Below are 16,849 nucleotides of genomic sequence, written 5' to 3'. Positions count from 1 at the left end.
CGCCGCCATCGCAGGCTGCGTGCGGCGGCCCGGAGCCTGCCGCACGCAGCCCGTCGATCAGAACTCCGCCCAGTCCGCGTCCTGAGCCAGCGCGGTGTTGCCCACCATCGGAGCGGGCCGTGCCGGAGCCGGCCTGCGTGCCGGCGTCGCGGAGGTGGCCGCAGGACGTGCCGCCACCGCGGGCGTGCGCACGTGGCGCGGTGCGGCGCCGTCGATCCGGAACACCGATACCGCCTGGGTCAGCCCGGCGGCCTGGTCTTCCAGGCTGCGCGCGGCCGCGGTGGCCTCCTCGACCAGCGCCGCGTTCTGCTGGGTGACCTGGTCCAGGTCGACCACGGTGCGGCTGACCTGCTCGATGCCGGCGCTCTGCTCGGTGCTGGCCGCGGTGATCTCGGCCATGATGTCGGTGACGCGGCGCACCGAGGTCACCACCTCGTCCATCGTCGCGCCGGCGCGGGTCACCAGCTCCGAGCCCTGGCCGACCTTCTCGACCGAGTCGGAGATCAGCGTCTTGATCTCCTTGGCCGCCTCGGCCGAACGCTGCGCCAGGCTGCGCACCTCGGAGGCGACCACCGCGAAGCCGCGGCCCTGCTCGCCGGCGCGCGCGGCCTCGACCGCCGCGTTCAGCGCCAGGATGTTGGTCTGGAAGGCGATGCCGTCGATCACGCCGATGATGTCGCCGATGCGCGAGGAGGCGCTGCTGATCGCCTGCATCGTGCTGACGACCTGGGTCATCACCTCGCCGCCGCTGGTGGCCACGTTGCCGGCGCCCAGCGCCAGCTGGTTGGCCTGGCGCGCGTTCTCGGCGTTCTGGCGCACGGTGGAGGTCAGTTCCTCCATCGACGCGGCGGTTTCCTCCAGGTTGGCCGCCTGCTGCTCGGTGCGCGCCGACAGGTCGGTGTTGCCGGTGGCGATCTCGCCGGAGGCGGTGCTGATCGATTCGGCCGACTGCTGGATGCCGCGGACGATGCCGGTCAGCTGCTCGGCGGTGCTGTTGGCGGCGCTGGCCAGCTCGCCGAACGCGCCTTCGTAATGGCGTTCGACGCGCTGGGTCAGGTCGCCGGCGGCGATCGCGCCGATGATGCGGCCGACGTCGGCCAGGCCCGAATCGGCCTGCTGCATCAGCCGGTTCAGCGCAGCGACCATGTCGCGGAAGGCGAACGCATAGCGGGCCTCGTCGCCGCGCGCGCTGAAGTCGCCGCGGGCGGCGGCGTCGGCCAGCTGGCGGATCTCGGCGTTGATGCCCGACAGGTTGCGCTTCACCGCGTCCAGCGACTCGTGCAGGACCGCACGCTGGCCCGGCAGGCGGCGCATGTCGCGGCTCAGGTCGCCGCGGCCGTAGTCGTCCATCACGCCGATCGCGTCGTTCATCGCGTCGATGTGCTCGAACAGCGCCTCGTTCACGCCCTGCGCCATCGTGCCGTAGTCGCCCGGGAAGTCCTCCGGCATGCGGTGCGCGACGTTCTCGCCCTTCTGCAGCGCGATCAGCTGCTGCATCTCCGCGTTGAAGCGCTGCAGCTGGGTCTGCATCTGCTGCATGCTGGCCAGCAGGCGGCCGGTCTCGTCGCGGGTGTCGGCGACGATGTCGTTGTCGAAGCGGCCGGCGGCGATCGCCTCGGCGGTCACCGTGGCCTTGCGCAGCGGATTGCCGATCAGGGTCGCGATCAGCCAGCACAGGCCGGCGAACACGGCGATCAGGCCGGCGCCGATCGCGGTCAGGATGCGGGTGAACTGCCAGGCGCTGGCCTGGATGTCGTCGGCGTACACGCCCATCGACAGCGTCCAGTTCCAGGCAGGGAACACCTGCGAGTAGCCGAACTTGGGCTGCTGGCCCTCGCTGCCCGGCTTGGGCGCGCTGTACTCGGTGAAGCCGTCGCCGCTGGTGGCCGCGGCGAGCAGGTCGCGGTAGACGTACTGGCCTTCCTCGCTGCGGTAGTCGCTCATGTCGGTGCCGGCCGGGCGGGTCGGATGCAGGACCAGCCTCAGCTCGGGATCGACCGCGAAGAAGTAGTCGACGCCGCCGTTGGTGCGGACCTGGGCCAACGCTTCCAGCGCCGCGGCCTTGGCGGCGGCCTCGTCCAGGTCGGTGCGTCCGGCGTAGTACTCCAGGATGCTCATGCCCATCTCGACCTGGGTCTTGACGCTGGCCTTGCGGGCCTCGACCAGGTCCAGGTACTGCAGGCGCGCGGCCGCGACCGCCAGCGTGACCACACCGATGGTCAGCAGGATGCAGAGGAGGATGAACTTGCGGGCCAGCGACAGGTTGGCCACGCCTCGGCGCAGGGAATGCAGCGACTTCATGGAACGGATCCGGGGACAGGGGGCCCCCGGGTTAGCGGCTGCGGGACGGAGGCATTGAATGAACCGCGTTCAGGAGGCTGACTGCCTGTTCATCGCCGGCTGGATCACCGCGGGTTTGCACCGTTCAGGTGCATTGGCATCATGGCCTCCTTTTCGTCGGGAGCCTGCATGTCGTCGTCGTTCCGCCTGATCCTCGCCGGCCTGGCGCTCTGCGCGGCCATGCCGCTGTGCGCCGCGCCGTCCCAGGTCCGCATCGTCGCGCACGATGGCGCGCACCATCTGACCATCGATGGTCAGCCGTTCCGCGTGCTGGGCGCCGGCCTGGCCGATGGCGACCAGGAAGCGCTGGCTGCGCGCGGCGGCAACGCGTTCCGCACCTGGAGCAGCAGCGGCGACCCGGCCGGGGTCGAGGCCATGCTCGATCGCGCGCAGCGCAACGGGCTGATGGTGGCGATGGGCCTGGACGTGGCCCGCGAGCGGCACGGCTTCGACTACGACGATGCGGCCGCGGTCGAGCGCCAGCTGCAGCGCGTGCGGGACGAGGTGCTGCGCTACAAGGACCATCCGGCGGTGCTGATGTGGCTGGTCGGCAACGAGCTGAACCTGGAAGCGCGCAATCCGAAGGTCTGGGATGCGGTCGAGCAGATCGCGCGGATGATCCACGCCGTCGATCCGGCGCATCCGGTGATGACGCCGCTGGCCGGCTTCGATCCTGCGGTGGTGTCCGAGGTCGTCCGGCGCGCGCCTTCGCTGGATCTGCTGGGCCTGCAGCTGTACGGCGAGGTCGACGAACTGCAGCACCTGCTGCAGGCCAGCGCCTGGCGTGGCCCGTACATCGTCACCGAATGGGGGCCGACCGGGCACTGGGAGAGTCCCGCGACCGCCTGGGGCGCGCCGATCGAGGACGATGCCTCGACCAAGGCAAACCTGCTGCAGCGCCGCTACCGCGAGCAGATCGATGCCGACCGCCGGCGCGGCCTGGGGTCGTTCGTGTTCCTGTGGGGGCACAAGCAGGAGCGCACGCCGACCTGGTACGGCCTGTTCCTGCCCAGCGGCGAGACCACGCCCGGCATCGACGCGATGCAGTACGCCTGGACCGGCCGCTGGCCGGGCAACCGTGCGCCGTCGACCTCGCCGATCACGCTCGACGGGCGCGCTGCCACCGACAGCGTGGTGCTGCAGGCCGGCCGCGGCTACCGCGCCGCGGTGCAGGCCGGGGACGCCGATGGCGATCCGCTCCGGTACCGCTGGAGCGTGCGCGAGGAGAGCACCGCGACCTCGATCGGCGGCGATCCCGAAGCATTGCCGCGCCTGGTGGAGGCCGGCCTGCGCGAGACCGGCGACGGCCGCGTGCAGCTGACCGCGCCGACGGCGCCCGGCGACTATCGCCTGTTCGTCGAAATCCACGACGGCCGGGGGCATGCCGCCTATGCCAACTTCCCGTTCCAGGTCCGCGCGGACTGAGCCGGATCGGCCGCCTGCGTCCGCCGTGCGGGCGTCTCCGATACGATGCACGCACCCTGATCGCGGCGGCCGCCATCGGTTCCCGGCCTGGCGGCGACGGTGCAGCCACGATTCAAGCGGGGCCTGCTAGCGTCGCCCTGTCGTTCCGTTCCGCCGCCACACTCTTTCGTCGAAGGTCCACCATGCGTCCGATTCCGCTCTGTGCCGCGCTCGCCCTGTCGCTGTGGCTCGCCGACGCATCGGCGATGGACGCGACCTCCCCTGACGCGGGGACGGGCCTGGACCTGAGCGTGCCCGACGATGGCGCGCGGCCGACCTGGGGCAAGGGCGATCCGCCCGGCACCTGGTACGGCGACACCTCGGGCGTGCCGGCCAGCGAGCAGAAGCCGCGCGACGTGGCCACGGTCCGGCGCGCGGCCTGTCCGACCGCGCCGGACGGCAGCGACAGCACGGTCACCGGCAGCCTGACCACCGGGATCGGCACCAGCCGCGCCGGCACCAGCCGCTGGAATGCGGCCAGCGTGAACGTGTGCAAGGAATACACGACCGACAGCGGCCGCAGCGGCACGATGAACCTGCAGATCAACGTCGCCGAAGGCGACGGCCCGGGCCTGTATCACGGCCCGTACCACGGCTTCGGCCGGATGCATGGCCCGTACCCGTACTACCGGGGCGTCGGCCCCGGCTACTGACACGCTGGCGCACCGGTCGCAGCGACGGCCGGGCGGCATCGGATCCGGGGGCGGGCCGATCAGTCCAGATACTTGCCGGTGTCGGCACCGTCGCGGTGGCGCACGCGCAGCGCCGCGAGCACGGCCGGCGGAAACAGCCGCGCATTGATGCCGCGTCGGACGCGGCCGGGATCGCGCGGCGTCCAGTGGGTGACGCAGCCGCAGTGCGCGCAATGGTGGAAATCGACGTGGCGGCCGTTCCAGGCGTAGGTCCGGGTCAGCGAGGCCGCCGGCAGCGCGACGATCTGCGCGGCATCGCAGTAGGCCCACAGCACGCCGTAGCAGGTGCACAGCGAGCAGTTGCAGGCGGTGACGCTGTCGGGCAGCGCGTCCAGTTCGATCCGGACGGCGCCGCAATGGCAGGACGCGGTGTGGGTCATGGGCGTGCTGTCCGGCATCAGCGCAGGATCTCCTGCAGCGCCTCGGCGAGGCCGGGATGGCGGAACGCGAATCCGGCCTGCTGCGCGCGCTGCGGCAGCACCCGCTGGCTGGCCAGCAGCAGGTCGGCCATCTCGCCGAAGGCCAGGCGCAGCGCGGTCGCCGGCAGCGGCAACAGGGCCGGGCGGTGCAGGGCGCCGGCCAGCTCACGCACGAACGCGTCATTGCGCACCGGCTCCGGCGCGGTGCCGTTGAACGGCCCGTGCAGATCGCCCTGCAGCAGCCACGCGACCAGCGCGACCAGGTCGTCGCGGTGGATCCAGCTCATCCAGTGCCGGCCATCGCCGAACCGGCCGCCCGCGCCGAGCCGGAACGGCGGCAGCATCCGCGCCAGCGCACCGCCATCGGCGGCCAGCACGATCCCGGTGCGCAGCAGGCACACCCGTGGCCCGAGCGCGGCCACGCGCAGCGCCTGCGCCTCCCAGTCGCGGCACAGCTGCGCGGCGAAGTCGTCGCCAGGCGTGGCGGTCTCGTCCAGCGCCGTGTCGCCGCGGTCGCCGTAGAAGCCGATCGCCGAGCCGGAGACCAGCACCCGCGGCCGCTGCGCGCCCGGCTGCGCGGCGATCCAGTCGTGCAGCCGGGCCGTGGTGTCCAGCCGCGACTGCCGGAACCGCCGCTTGCGTGCGGCGGTCCAGCGGCCGTCGCTGAGGCCCTCGCCGGCGAGATTGACCACCGCCTCGGCGCGGCCTGCGGTCTCCAGCCGATCGACCAGCCGGACCTGCGGCATCGCCGCAGCGAAACGCGCAGGGGAGCGGCTGAGGACCGTGACCCGGTGCCCGTCGGCCAGCAGCCGCGCACACAGCGGGCGGCCGATGAAGCCGGTGCCTCCGGTGACCAGAACGTCCATGCGTGCCTCCGTGTCTGAAAGGCGAGTATCCCCGCGCGACGATGAAGGCGGCGGCGTGCCTCAGCGGGCCGGCAGCACCGGGCCCGGCACCGGATGGCCGAGCAGCCAGCCTTGGCCGATGGCCTCGGGCAGCAGCTGGCGGATGTGCTGGACCTGGGGCTCGGTTTCGACGCCTTCGACCACCACCCGCACCCGGAGGATGCGCGCCATCGCGCAGATCGGCTCGAGGATCTGGCTGATCGGCGAGCCGGTGCCGATCGACGCGGTGAAGCGCTTGTCGATCTTGATCCCGTCCAGCGGCAGGTCGGTCAGGTAGGCCAGGTTGGAGTAACCGGTGCCGAAGTCGTCGATGAAGAAGCGGAAGCCCTTGTCGCGCAGGGCGCGCATGCGGCTGGCCAGGTCGGCGTGGGCCGCGGTCGAGCGTTCGGTGATCTCCAGCACCACCGCCGAGGCGGCGATGCCGTGGCGGGCGCACTGCGCCTCCAGCCAGGCATGGAAGCGCTCGTCCATCAGGTCGTCGGCGGTCAGGTTGAGGCTGACGTAGATCGCGCTGCTGGCGCTCAGGCGCGGCGCGAGCTCGGCGAATGCCTTGCGCACCACCTGGCGGGTGAGCGCACCACCCAGGCCCATCCGTTCGGCCATCGGCACGAAGACGTCCGGTGGCACGCTCTGTCCCTGCCGCAGCCGCCAGCGCGCCAGCACCTCGACCCCGACCAGCACCCGGCTGTCGAGCTGGCGCAGCGGCTGGTAGACCACGTCCAGGCCATTGCCGCGGATGGCGCGGCCCAGCTGCGCCTCGATCGAGATGCGGTTGCGCGCCGTGTGCGACAGCAGCGCGGCCAGTCCGGCGCCGGCCAGCCCCCCGAGCAGGCCGATGCCGAGCAGCAGCCACGGCGAGGCGCCGCCCAGTCCCGAGCCGGCCTTGCGGGCGGCCACGCAGATGTCGAAGGCGCTGCTGCAGCGGCTCTGCCGGCGGGTGGGGCCGACCTCGTAGAAGGCCTCGCCGATGCCGGGCTCCAGGGCGCGCGTGTTGCCGAACATCTGGAACACGTGGCTGCCGTCGCGGCTGGACAGCAGCAGGGCGGTGTCCGGATGCAGCTTCTCCATGCTGCGGAACGCATCGGGTGCGGTGACCACGACCGCATCGCCCTTGCCGGCCATCTGCGCCGAGATGCGCGGATCGACGATGTCCGAGACCGCGTTCCACAGGTGGTGGCCCCCGGGGGTGATCCGATCGGGCGGCGGCAGCGTCTTCGGTGCGTCCAGCCGGCCCCAGGTGGCCGAGCAGACCAGCTGCCCAGCGCGGACCCGGCCGACGTCGCGGACGTTGCGCGCCAGGAACGCCAGGAAGCGCAGTTCGGCCAGGTCCGCTTCCGAGCACGGCTCGGTCGTCAGCGCATGGGTGGCCTGCAGGGTCCTGGCCGACTCGAGCGCGACGTCGTCGGCGTCTTCGAGCAGGCGCTGGGTCAGCTGGTCCAGCTGCACCCGGTCGCGCTGGACCAGGGCCAGATGCGTGCACAGCAGCGACACCGCCGCCGTGGACGCCACCAGTGCGGCCACGACCAGATGCCGGCGCGCGAGCACGCCTTCATAGAACCGTTGGATGGGCAATGCCGGGTTCTCCTCCGTGGGCGGCACCGTACCCTCGGGCCGTACGGCGATCCCCGGGACGTCCATTCCATAAACAGCGCCTATTGCTAACAGCGGTCCGGTGCGAGGGGAAGAGGCTGGATCATGGCGTGCGCGGGGCGAGTGCGGAGCTGTGAGATGCGTCACATTCGCAGCCGTGGTTCCGGTGCCGCGGTCACCTCGCAGCCCGCCGTGGCGAGCCGCGCAACGGATCGTTCCACCGCCTGGCGGCACGATCGCGGCAAGGCGCCGACAGGGCGGGGTGCGGGTGTGGTGCATCTGGAGCAACGATTCGTCCCGTCGATCGTTCTGGCGGTGGCGGTGCGCGGTCCATAAGCTCCCCGGCGACCTTTCACCCACAGGCAGCCGTCATGTCCACTTCGCTGATCGATGCTTTCAAGACCCGTCGTACCCAGTACGCGCTCGGCAAGTCCCTGCCGCTGTCGCAGGACGCCACCACCGCGCTGATCCAGGAGGCGGTGCGCCATGCGCCGTCCTCGTTCAACTCGCAGAGCTCGCGCGCGGTGATCCTGTTCGGCGCGCAGAGCGACGCCTTCTGGGACATCGTCCGCGACGAACTGCGCAAGATCGTGCCGGCCGACGCCTTCGCCGCCACCGAGCAGAAGATCGCCGGCTTCGCCGCCGGCGCCGGCACCGTGCTCTTCTATGAGGACCAGGACGTGGTCAAGGGCCTGCAGGAGCAGTTCCCGCTGTATGCCGACAACTTCCCGGTCTGGTCCGAGCACGCCAGTGGCATCGCCCAGTACGCGGTCTGGACCGTGCTGGCCGATGCCGGCATCGGCGCCAGCCTGCAGCACTACAACCCGCTGCCGGACGCGGCCGCTGCCGCGCGCTGGAACCTGCCGGCCAGCTGGAAGCTGCGCGCGCAGATGCCGTTCGGTTCGCACGAGGCGCCGATCGGCGACAAGAGCTTCATCGACGACGCCGTGCGCTTCCGCGTCTTCGCCTGAGTCATGCGGCCGGCACCGGCGTGATGCCGGTGCCGACCCTGCCGGAATCCACGCGCCGCGCCGATGCAATGCCGGCGTGTCCGGCCCGCCCGCCGGAATGCGCGCACCTGGCGCAGGCTCCGTGGCGCATCGCGCGCTGCGGGTCGGCACATCGTTCGCCCTGTGCGGGCATGATGCGCCGCGGCGCACGACCATGGTCTAGCTGACGCTTCCACGCGTGGCCGCCATGCTTGCCTGTCGACCACCCCACGGCCGACCCGCCATGTTCCAGCGCGCCACCCGCCTGTGCGTTCGCCTCGTCGAGCGTTTCCTTCCCGACGCCTACGTCTTCGTGCTGATCTTCACCGCGCTCGCGGCGATCGCGGCGTTGGCGATCGAGCGCGCGCACCCGCTCGATCTGGTCCGTTACTGGGGCACCGGCTTCTGGGAACTGCTCGGCTTCTCGATGCAGATGCTGCTGGTGCTGGTCACCGGCTTCATCCTTGCGAAGACGCCGCCGGTGAAGCGCGGCCTGACCTGGCTGGCCTCGCGCTGCCGCACGCCGAAGAACGCGATCGTCGTCGTCACCCTGGTGGCGCTGGCCGCCAACTGGATCAACTGGGGCTTCGGCCTGGTGATCGGCGCGCTGTTCGCGCGCGAGGTCGCCCGCCACGTGCGCGTGGACTACCGGCTGCTGGTGGCCAGCGCGTATTCGGGCTTCATCATCTGGCACGGCGGCCTGTCCGGGTCGATCCCGCTGACCATCGCCACCGAAGGCCACTTCCTGCACGAAGCCATCGGCGTGATCCCCACCTCGGAAACGCTGTTCGCGCCGTTCAACCTGCTGATCGTCGCGCTGCTGGTGATCGTGGTGCCGCTGCTCAACCGCGCGATGACGCCATCGGACAAGGACGCGGTGCTGTTCACGCCGCCGGCCGATGCCGAGCCGCCGCAACTCGCACACGGCGCCAGCCCGGCCGAGCGGCTGGAGCACGGCTGGATCCTGTCGGTCGCGGTCGGTGTCGCCGGCCTGGTGTTCCTGGTCGACCACTTCGTCGGTGGCGGCAGCCTGAACCTCAACATCGTCAACTACGGATTCCTGATGCTGGGCATCGTCCTGCACCGCACCCCGGCGCGGCTGCTGGCGGCGCTGCAGGAGGCGATCAGGGGTGGCGCCGGCATCGTCATCCAGTTCCCGTTCTACGCCGGGATCATGGCGATCCTGGTCGGCTCGGGCCTGGCGACGACGCTGTCGGAATGGTTCGTCTCCTTCGCCAGCGCGTCCAGCCTGCCGTTCTGGACCTTCCTGTCGGCCGGCCTGATCAACATGTTCGTGCCCTCCGGCGGCGGCCAGTGGGCGGTGCAGGCGCCGGTGATGGTGCCTGCCGCGCAGGCGCTGGGCGCGGACCTGCCGCGGGTCGCGATGGCCGTGGCCTGGGGCGATGCGTGGACCAGCATGCTGCAGCCGTTCTTCGCGCTGCCGCTGCTGGCCATCGCCGGGCTGAAGATCAAGGACATCATGGGCTACTGTCTGATGCTGCTGTTCGCCACCGGCGCGATCATCGGCCTGGTGTTCCTGCTGCTGTAGGCGGGCGTGGCGCTGTGGCGCGGTCGTCCTCCCGGGACGTGGCCTGCAGAGGCATCGCTCGGCGCGTCCGCGCCTCGGACCGGGCGGATCCCGCAAGCGGCCGCATCGCTTCAGGCGAAGGTGCCTCCCCGCGGCGGGGCGACTGCCATGCGCCGGCGCACGGCAATTCTTCCGCGCCGCAGCAAGCACTTTCGCCGCGGGCTGGGTACAGTGCGTTCAACCTTCCTTCACGCCTGCCACGATGTCGCCGTCGATCCAGTCCCGCCTTGGGACTTTTCTTTCCCCACAGAATGGTAGCGCTAACTTTCCGGCCGCCGGAGGTGGCGCATGAGTCTGGTCGCAGGCATCGATGCGGGCACCCAGAGCATCAAGGTCGTGGTCTACGACCCGGAAGCGAAGCGGATCGTGGCCAGCGCCAGCGCGCCGCTGGAACTGGCCAGCGGCGACGACGGCAGCCGTGAGCAGCATCCCTCGGCCTGGGTCGATGCGGTGCGCAGCTGCTTCGCCGCCATCGACGGCGGCGTACGCGCACGGATCGCGGCGCTCGCCGTGTCCGGCCAGCAGCATGGCTTCGTGCCGCTGGACGCGGACGGCAACGTACTGGCGCCGGCCAAGCTGTGGTGCGACACCAGTTCCAGCGCGCAGTGCGGGCAGATCATGCAGGCGCTCGGCGGCGCGGAGGCGACGATCGCCGCGGCCGGCAATCCGATCCTGGCCGGCTACACCGCCTCCAAGCTGCCGTGGACCCGCGAGCACCGGCCCGAGGTCTACGCGAAGCTGGCGACGATCCTGCTGCCGCACGATTACCTGAATTTCGTCCTGACCGGCCAGCTGTGGATGGAACACGGCGACGCCTCGGGCACCGGCTGGCTGGACGTGCGCACGCGCACCTGGTCGCCGGCGCTGCTGCATGCCACCGATGCCGCGCGCGACCTCGGCGACTGCCTGCCGCCGCTGGCCGCACCGGAAACGCTGCACACGCTGCAGCCCTCGGCCGCGGCGATGTTCGGCCTGGCCGCCGACGTGCAGGTGGCGGTGGGCGGCGGCGACAACATGATGGCGGCCATCGGCACCGGCTGCGTCAGCGAAGGGCGCCTGGGCATGAGCCTGGGGACGTCCGGCACGCTGTTCGCGCACGCCGGCCGCCCGGTCGTCGATCCACACGGCGCGTGGGCCGCGTTCTGCGATTCCACCGGCGGCTGGCTGCCGCTGATCTGCACGATGAACTGCACGGTCGCCACCGAGGCGGTGGCGAAGATGTTCGGCTTCAGCAGCCGCGATGGCGATGCGCGCATCGCCGCGACCGCGCCCGGTGCCGACGGCCTGCTGATGCTGCCGTTCCTCAACGGCGAGCGCACCCCGGACCTGCCGCTGGGCAAGGGCGTGCTGGCCGGCATGGAGCCGCGCAACATGAGCGAGGCGCACGTCTACCGCGCGGCGATGGAAGGCGCGACCTACAGCCTGAAGTACGGCTACGACGCCTTCGTCCGCGGCGGGATGCGCTTCGAGCGCATCGTCGTCACCGGCGGCGGCGCCAACAGCGCGGCCTGGCGGCAGATGGTCGCCGACATCTTCGACCTGCCGGTCGACGTGCCGGTGCAGGGCGAGGGCGCCGCGTTCGGCGCGGCCCTGCAGGCGCTGTGGGCGCTGCGCAACGGACAGGGCGACAGCACGCCGCTGGCCGATCTGGTCGCCGCGCATGCCACCACCGATCCGGCGCTGTCGTGCACGCCCGATCCCGCGCGCGCGGCGGCCTACCGCGCACCGTACGACCGTTTCCTCCGCCACCTCGACGCGGTGCGGCCGCTCTATGCCGGCTGAGCCGCGCAGCGTTCCCGCTTCCGCCCCCACCGTCCGACCACAGGAACCACGCAGATGAGCAACGTATTGATTGGCGCCAAAGAGTATTACCCCGGCATCGGCCGGATCGCGTACGAAGGCCTGGGGTCGGACAACCCGCTGGCGTTCAAGCATTACGACGCCAAGAAGATCATCGGCGGCAAGACCATGGCCGAGCACCTGCGCTTCGCGGTGTGCTACTGGCACAGCTTCTGCGGCAACGGCGCCGACCCGTTCGGCCCGGGCACCCGCGCCTACGGCTGGGACGCCGGCACCGGCAGTGCGCTGGAGAGGGCCGAGGCCAAGCTCGATGCGGCCTTCGAGTTCTTCACCAAGCTCGGCGTGCCGTACTGGTGCTTCCACGACGTGGACCTGTCGCCGGACGCCGACGACATCGGTACCTACGAGAAGAATCTCAAGCACATGGTCGCGCTGGCCAAGCAGAAGCAGCAGGCCTCGGGCATGCAGCTGCTGTGGGGCACGGCCAACCTGTTCAGCCACCCGCGCTACATGAACGGCGCCTCGACCAACCCGGACTTCGCGGTGGTCGCGCGCGCGGCGGTGCAGGTCAAGGCCGCGATCGACGCGACGGTCGAGCTGGGCGGCGGCAACTACGTGTTCTGGGGCGGCCGCGAAGGCTACGCGACCCTGCACAACACCCAGATGAAGCGCGAGCAGGACAACATGGCGCGCTTCCTGACCGCCGCGCGCGACTACGCCCGCAGTATCGGCTTCACCGGCAACTTCCTGATCGAGCCCAAGCCGATGGAGCCGATGAAGCACCAGTACGACTTCGACAGCGCCACCTGCGTGGGCTTCCTGCGATCGCACGGCCTGGACAAGGACTTCAAGCTCAACATCGAGGCCAACCACGCCACGCTGTCGGGCCACACCTTCGAGCACGACCTGCAGGTGGCCTCGGACGCCGGCATGCTGGGCAGCATCGACGCCAACCGCGGCAACGCGCAGAACGGCTGGGATACCGACCAGTTCCCGTCGGACCTGTACGACACGGTGGGGGCGATGCTGGTGGTGCTGCGCCAGGGCGGCCTGCAGCCGGGCGGCCTGAACTTCGACGCCAAGGTGCGTCGCGAGTCCTCGGACCCTCAGGACCTGTTCCTGGCCCACATCGGCGGCATGGACGCGTTCGCGCGCGGCCTGGAAGTGGCGCATGCGCTGCTGGAGAAGTCGCCGTGGGAGCAGTGGCGTGCCGAGCGCTACGCCAGCTTCGACGCCGGCGACGGCAAGGCCTTCGCCGACGGCAAGCTGGGCCTGGCCGACCTGCATGCGATCGCCAGCAAGTCCGGCGAACCGAAGCAGACCTCGGGCCGCCAGGAGCAGTACGAGAACCTGCTCAACCAGTACCTGCTGCGTTGAGCGAGGCGCAGCTCCCCGTGTGAGCGGGGAGCTGCGGTGGACCGGGGATCGGCCTGGGAGGGCGCGATGGACGGAGGGCAGGTCACGCTTGTCGATGACGCGCGCGCGGTGGATGCCGCGGCGCGCAGCGTCGTGCCCGCGCGCCTGGCGCCCTCAGCGCTTGCGCGCCGGCGCGGCGACGGTGCCGCGCACGGTCAGCCGGTGCGGCACGACCTGGTCGACCAGCACGCGCGTGGTCTTGTCCTTGCGGCGGATGCTGCGCAGCAGGATGTCGATGGCCGCATCGGCCATCGAGGCGATCGGCTGGTGGATGGTGGTCAGTTCCGGCCAGACCGTGGTCGCCGCCGAGGTGTCGTCGAAGCCGACCACCGACAGGTCGCGCGGCACGTCCAGGCCACGCCGGTGCGCGACCGAGATCGCCGCCGCGCCCATGTCGTCGTTGGCCGCCACGATGGCGGTCGGCGGCTTGCTGCGCTGGCCGCCGAGCAGCTTCTCGGCGGCGGCCAGGCCGGAGCGGTAGGTGTAGTCGCCCTGCTGGACCAGGCCGGATTCGAACGGGATGCCGGCTTCGGCCAGTGCGGCCTTGAAGCCCTCGAACCGCCGTGCCGACGCGCTCAGGTCGCTGCGGCCCTTGATGAAGCCGATGTGCCGGTGGCCCTGCGCGATCAGGTGCTCGGCCAGCTCCTTGCCGGCGCGGAAATCGTCGATGCGCACGCAGGAGATCTCGTCGCTGAAGCGGCCCGAGGCGATCGACACCACCGGGATGCCGCCGCGCACCAGCTCGGTCACCGCCGGGCGCGATTCGCACAGCGGCGGCGGCAGGATCACGCCGTCGACCTTCTTCGCCAGCGTGCGCGACGCCTTGCGCTCGGTTTCCGGATCCAGGTCGTCCCAGTAGTCGATCACCAGCTGGATCGCCGCGCGCGCGGCCACGCCGCGCAGCAGGCCGACCAGCAGTTCGCGCAGGTAGGCGCCGCTGGGATCGGTGTAGATCAGCGCGATCCGGGTGTGCTGCGCCGCGGCCAGCGAGCTGGCCGCCAGGTTGGGCGTGTAGTCCAGTTCGCGCACCGCCAGCATGACCCGCTCGCGGGTGGCGTCGCGCACCTTGCCCTGGCCGTTGATCACGCGCGAGACGGTCATCGGCGAGACGCCTGCCAGCGCCGCGACCTCGTCGATGGTCACGCCGCGGCTCTTGCGACGCACCGATTTCCTTGGCTTCTCCAACACAGGTTCCTTTCCTCGACGGGCGGCGGTGGCTGCCGTGGCGGGCGAGATCCGATACACGCAGAACGGGAGTACAGATGAAACGCGATCCGGCACCGATGCACCAGACCGCGGGAATGTTACCGCTAACCCGGAACGTCGGCGAACGTGGCCGCTTCCTGCTGCTGCGCGCCGCGGCGCTGGCCTGCCTGTGCTGGCTGGTCGCGCTGTCCGCGGCACCGGCCCAGGCCGAGGACGGCTACGAGCTGTGGCTGCGCTACCAGGCGCTGGAAGCACCGCAGGCCGACGGCTACCGGACGCAGCTCACCCAGCTGGTCGCCCCCGACGCGACGCCGAGCCAGCGTGCCGCGCGCGATGAACTGCAGCGCGGCCTGCAGGGGTTGCTGGGTCAGGCCCTGCCCACGGCCGCCACGGCCGATCGTGCCGGTGCGCTGGTGATCGGCACGCCGGCGTCGTCGAAGGCCATCGCCGCGCTGCGTCTGGATCTGGAGGCGCTGGGGCAGGAGGGCTACCTGATCCGCAGCGCCAGCATCGACGGGCGTGCGGCCACGGTGGTCGCCGCGCAGACCGACATCGGCGCGCTGTACGGCGCGTTCCATCTGCTGCGCCTGGTCCAGACCGGGCAGCCGCTGGCGCAGCTGGACCTGCGCGAGGCGCCGCGGATCAAGCTGCGCGTGCTCAACCACTGGGACAACCTGGACCGCTACGTCGAGCGCGGCTACGCGGGCGAATCGATCTGGGACTGGCACCGCCTGCCAGGCTGGCGCGACCCGCGCTACACCGACTATGCGCGCGCCAATGCCTCGCTGGGCATCAACGGCACCGTGCTCAACAACGTCAACTCCAACGCGCTGAGCCTGACGCCGATGTACCTGGAGAAGACCAGGGCGCTGGCCGAGGTGTTCCGTCCATACGGCATCAAGGTCTACCTGAGCGCGCGCTTCAGCGCGCCGATCGAGATCGGCGGCCTGGCCACCGCCGACCCGGCCGATCCGGCGGTGCGCCAGTGGTGGCGTGCGAAGGCCGACGAGATCTACCGCACGATCCCGGACTTCGGCGGCTTCCTGGTCAAGGCCAATTCCGAGGGCCAGCCCGGCCCGCAGGACTACGGCCGCTCGCATGCCGATGGCGCCAACATGCTGGCCGAGGCGCTGGCGCCGCACGGCGGCGTGGTGATGTGGCGCGCCTTCGTCTACTCGCACGAGGAACCGGACGACCGCGCCAAGCAGGCCTACACCGAGTTCGTGCCCTATGACGGCCGGTTCGCCGACAACGTGCTGGTGCAGGTCAAGAACGGCGCGGTCGACTTCCAGCCGCGCGAGCCGTTCCATCCGCTGTTCGGCGCGATGCCGAAGACGCCGCTGATGATGGAGTTCCAGATCACCAAGGAATACCTGGGCTTCGCCACGCACCTGGCCTACCTGGCGCCGATGTACGAAGAGGCGCTGCGCGCCGACACCCGCGTGCGCGGCGTGGGTTCGACCGTGGCCAAGGTGATCGACGGTTCGCTGGAAGGCCATGCGCTGAGCGGCATCGCCGGCGTCGCCAACATCGGCGTGGACCGCAACTGGAGCGGCTCGCACTTCGACCAGGCCAACTGGTACGCCTACGGGCGCCAGGCCTGGAACCCGGACGCTTCCTCGCGCGAGATCGCGCAGGACTGGACGCGGATGACCTTCTCCCGCGACCCGGCCGTGGTCGACACCATCGTCGACATGATGATGGGCTCGCGCGAGGCCGTGGTCGACTACATGACCCCGCTCGGCCTGCATCACCTGATGGGCCGGGGCCACCATTACGGGCCGGGCCCGTGGGTCGACGGCGGCCCGCGCGCGGACTGGACCTCGGTCTACTACCACCGCGCCAGCCGCGACGGCATCGGCTTCGACCGCAGCGCGTCGGGCAGCAATGCGGTGGCGCAGTACGCACGCCCGGTGGCGCGCAGCTTCGGCAACCTGAAGACGGTGCCCGAGGAGTTCCTGCTGTGGTTCCACCATGTGCCGTGGGATCATCGCATGGCGTCCGGGCGCCCGCTGTGGGACGAACTGGTGCACCGTTACACGCGCGGCGTGGACTACGTGCGCGGCATGCGCAGCCGCTGGGACGGATTGGCCGGCAGCATCGATGCACCGCGGCATGCGCAGGTGGCCGCGTTCCTGGCGATCCAGGAGGACGAGGCGCAGTGGTGGCGCGACGCGAGCATCGCGTACTTCCAGACGTTCTCGCAGCGGCCGCTGCCGGACGGGTATGCGGCACCGGCGCATTCGCTGGAGTATTACGAGGGGCTGGCGTTTCCGTATGCACCGGGGGATGGGAAGTGATCTTCCGGTGGCCCGGCGGGTTGGATACTGCGCTGCAGTTGCGGCTTCAACAGCAACAGCAACAGCAACAGGCAGAGCAACAGCGGGAGCTTTCGCTCTCCCGCTGCGCGGGCGGGAGCGAGTCACTTTTCTTTGCTTGT

At 70.9% G+C, this 16,849-nt stretch carries 12 protein-coding genes; 7 read left to right on the top strand and 5 right to left on the bottom strand.

Translation table 11 applies throughout. From position 1 onward, the window contains the following. Nucleotides 1–57: 57 nt before the first annotated feature. The gene (locus IB242_RS13835; RefSeq protein ID WP_225540661.1) at nucleotides 58–2,283 is read right to left on the bottom strand and encodes a methyl-accepting chemotaxis protein; all 2,226 of its coding nucleotides are present in this window, start codon (nucleotides 2,281–2,283) and stop codon (nucleotides 58–60) included. A 186-nt stretch (nucleotides 2,284–2,469) separates the two neighbouring features. Between IB242_RS13835 and IB242_RS13830 the strand changes: the two genes are divergently transcribed. Beyond that, on the top strand, nucleotides 2,470–3,765 hold the full coding sequence (locus IB242_RS13830) for a glycoside hydrolase family 2 TIM barrel-domain containing protein (RefSeq protein ID WP_192280340.1): 1,296 nt from the start codon (nucleotides 2,470–2,472) through the stop codon (nucleotides 3,763–3,765). A 182-nt stretch (nucleotides 3,766–3,947) separates the two neighbouring features. Beyond that, complete coding sequence (locus IB242_RS13825; RefSeq protein WP_192280337.1) at nucleotides 3,948–4,457, top strand: hypothetical protein; 510 nt, start codon at nucleotides 3,948–3,950, stop codon at nucleotides 4,455–4,457. A gap of 59 nt (nucleotides 4,458–4,516) precedes the next feature. Here IB242_RS13825 and IB242_RS13820 read toward each other — a convergent pair whose 3' ends face one another. Genes IB242_RS13820 through IB242_RS13810 form a run of 3 tightly spaced genes read right to left on the bottom strand, consistent with a single transcriptional unit; the run spans nucleotide 4,517 to nucleotide 7,392 of the window. Further along, nucleotides 4,517–4,876, bottom strand: coding sequence for a GFA family protein (locus tag IB242_RS13820; protein ID WP_192280335.1), 360 nt, complete (start codon nucleotides 4,874–4,876; stop codon nucleotides 4,517–4,519). 17 nt (nucleotides 4,877–4,893) lie between these two features. Further along, the gene (locus IB242_RS13815) at nucleotides 4,894–5,781 is read right to left on the bottom strand and encodes a TIGR01777 family oxidoreductase (protein ID WP_192280333.1); all 888 of its coding nucleotides are present in this window, start codon (nucleotides 5,779–5,781) and stop codon (nucleotides 4,894–4,896) included. Nucleotides 5,782–5,841: 60 nt separating this feature from the next. Further along, a complete protein-coding gene (locus IB242_RS13810; protein ID WP_192280331.1) occupies nucleotides 5,842–7,392 on the bottom strand; it encodes an EAL domain-containing protein in 1,551 nt (516 codons plus the stop codon). Between the two features lie 389 nt (nucleotides 7,393–7,781). Between IB242_RS13810 and IB242_RS13805 the strand changes: the two genes are divergently transcribed. From IB242_RS13805 to xylA, 4 genes are all read left to right on the top strand, one after another. Next, nucleotides 7,782–8,381 carry a nitroreductase family protein gene (locus IB242_RS13805; RefSeq protein ID WP_192280329.1) on the top strand — a complete coding sequence of 200 codons (600 nt, stop codon included), beginning with the start codon at nucleotides 7,782–7,784 and terminating at the stop codon, nucleotides 8,379–8,381. Nucleotides 8,382–8,643: 262 nt separating this feature from the next. After that, nucleotides 8,644–9,948 (top strand): TIGR00366 family protein, encoded by a 1,305-nt coding sequence (locus tag IB242_RS13800; RefSeq protein WP_192280327.1) that lies wholly within the window; start codon nucleotides 8,644–8,646, stop codon nucleotides 9,946–9,948. A gap of 327 nt (nucleotides 9,949–10,275) precedes the next feature. Beyond that, a complete protein-coding gene (gene xylB, locus IB242_RS13795; RefSeq protein ID WP_192280326.1) occupies nucleotides 10,276–11,769 on the top strand; it encodes a xylulokinase in 1,494 nt (497 codons plus the stop codon). Nucleotides 11,770–11,823: 54 nt separating this feature from the next. Further along, nucleotides 11,824–13,164, top strand: coding sequence for a xylose isomerase (gene xylA, locus IB242_RS13790; RefSeq protein WP_192280325.1), 1,341 nt, complete (start codon nucleotides 11,824–11,826; stop codon nucleotides 13,162–13,164). Nucleotides 13,165–13,317: 153 nt separating this feature from the next. Here the strand turns inward: xylA and IB242_RS13785 are convergent, their stop codons facing one another. Continuing rightward, entirely contained in the window at nucleotides 13,318–14,388 is a 1,071-nt protein-coding gene (locus IB242_RS13785; RefSeq protein WP_192280323.1) for a LacI family DNA-binding transcriptional regulator, read from the bottom strand. A gap of 116 nt (nucleotides 14,389–14,504) precedes the next feature. Here IB242_RS13785 and IB242_RS13780 point away from each other — a divergent pair, with 116 nt between their 5' ends. After that, nucleotides 14,505–16,709 (top strand): alpha-glucuronidase family glycosyl hydrolase, encoded by a 2,205-nt coding sequence (locus IB242_RS13780; RefSeq protein ID WP_192280321.1) that lies wholly within the window; start codon nucleotides 14,505–14,507, stop codon nucleotides 16,707–16,709. Nucleotides 16,710–16,849: the final 140 nt, after the last annotated feature.

It is taken from the genome of Xanthomonas sp. XNM01, from assembly GCF_014851915.1.
Classification (GTDB): domain Bacteria; phylum Pseudomonadota; class Gammaproteobacteria; order Xanthomonadales; family Xanthomonadaceae; genus Pseudoxanthomonas.
The sequence above is the reverse complement of the archived record's forward strand: the minus strand, read 5'-3'. Positions and strand labels throughout refer to the sequence as shown.

What these genes read in the sequence shown, in the direction of transcription:
- IB242_RS13825 (WP_192280337.1), top strand. Translation starts at nt 3,948, where the DNA reads ATGCGTCCGATTCCGCTCTGTGCCGCGCTCGCCCTGTCGCTGTGGCTC.
- IB242_RS13815 (WP_192280333.1), bottom strand. Translation starts at nt 5,781, where the DNA reads ATGGACGTTCTGGTCACCGGAGGCACCGGCTTCATCGGCCGCCCGCTG.
- IB242_RS13800 (WP_192280327.1), top strand. Translation starts at nt 8,644, where the DNA reads ATGTTCCAGCGCGCCACCCGCCTGTGCGTTCGCCTCGTCGAGCGTTTC.
- xylB (WP_192280326.1), top strand. Translation starts at nt 10,276, where the DNA reads ATGAGTCTGGTCGCAGGCATCGATGCGGGCACCCAGAGCATCAAGGTC.
- IB242_RS13820 (WP_192280335.1), bottom strand. Translation starts at nt 4,876, where the DNA reads ATGACCCACACCGCGTCCTGCCATTGCGGCGCCGTCCGGATCGAACTG.
- xylA (WP_192280325.1), top strand. Translation starts at nt 11,824, where the DNA reads ATGAGCAACGTATTGATTGGCGCCAAAGAGTATTACCCCGGCATCGGC.
- IB242_RS13830 (WP_192280340.1), top strand. Translation starts at nt 2,470, where the DNA reads ATGTCGTCGTCGTTCCGCCTGATCCTCGCCGGCCTGGCGCTCTGCGCG.
- IB242_RS13780 (WP_192280321.1), top strand. Translation starts at nt 14,505, where the DNA reads ATGTTACCGCTAACCCGGAACGTCGGCGAACGTGGCCGCTTCCTGCTG.
- IB242_RS13805 (WP_192280329.1), top strand. Translation starts at nt 7,782, where the DNA reads ATGTCCACTTCGCTGATCGATGCTTTCAAGACCCGTCGTACCCAGTAC.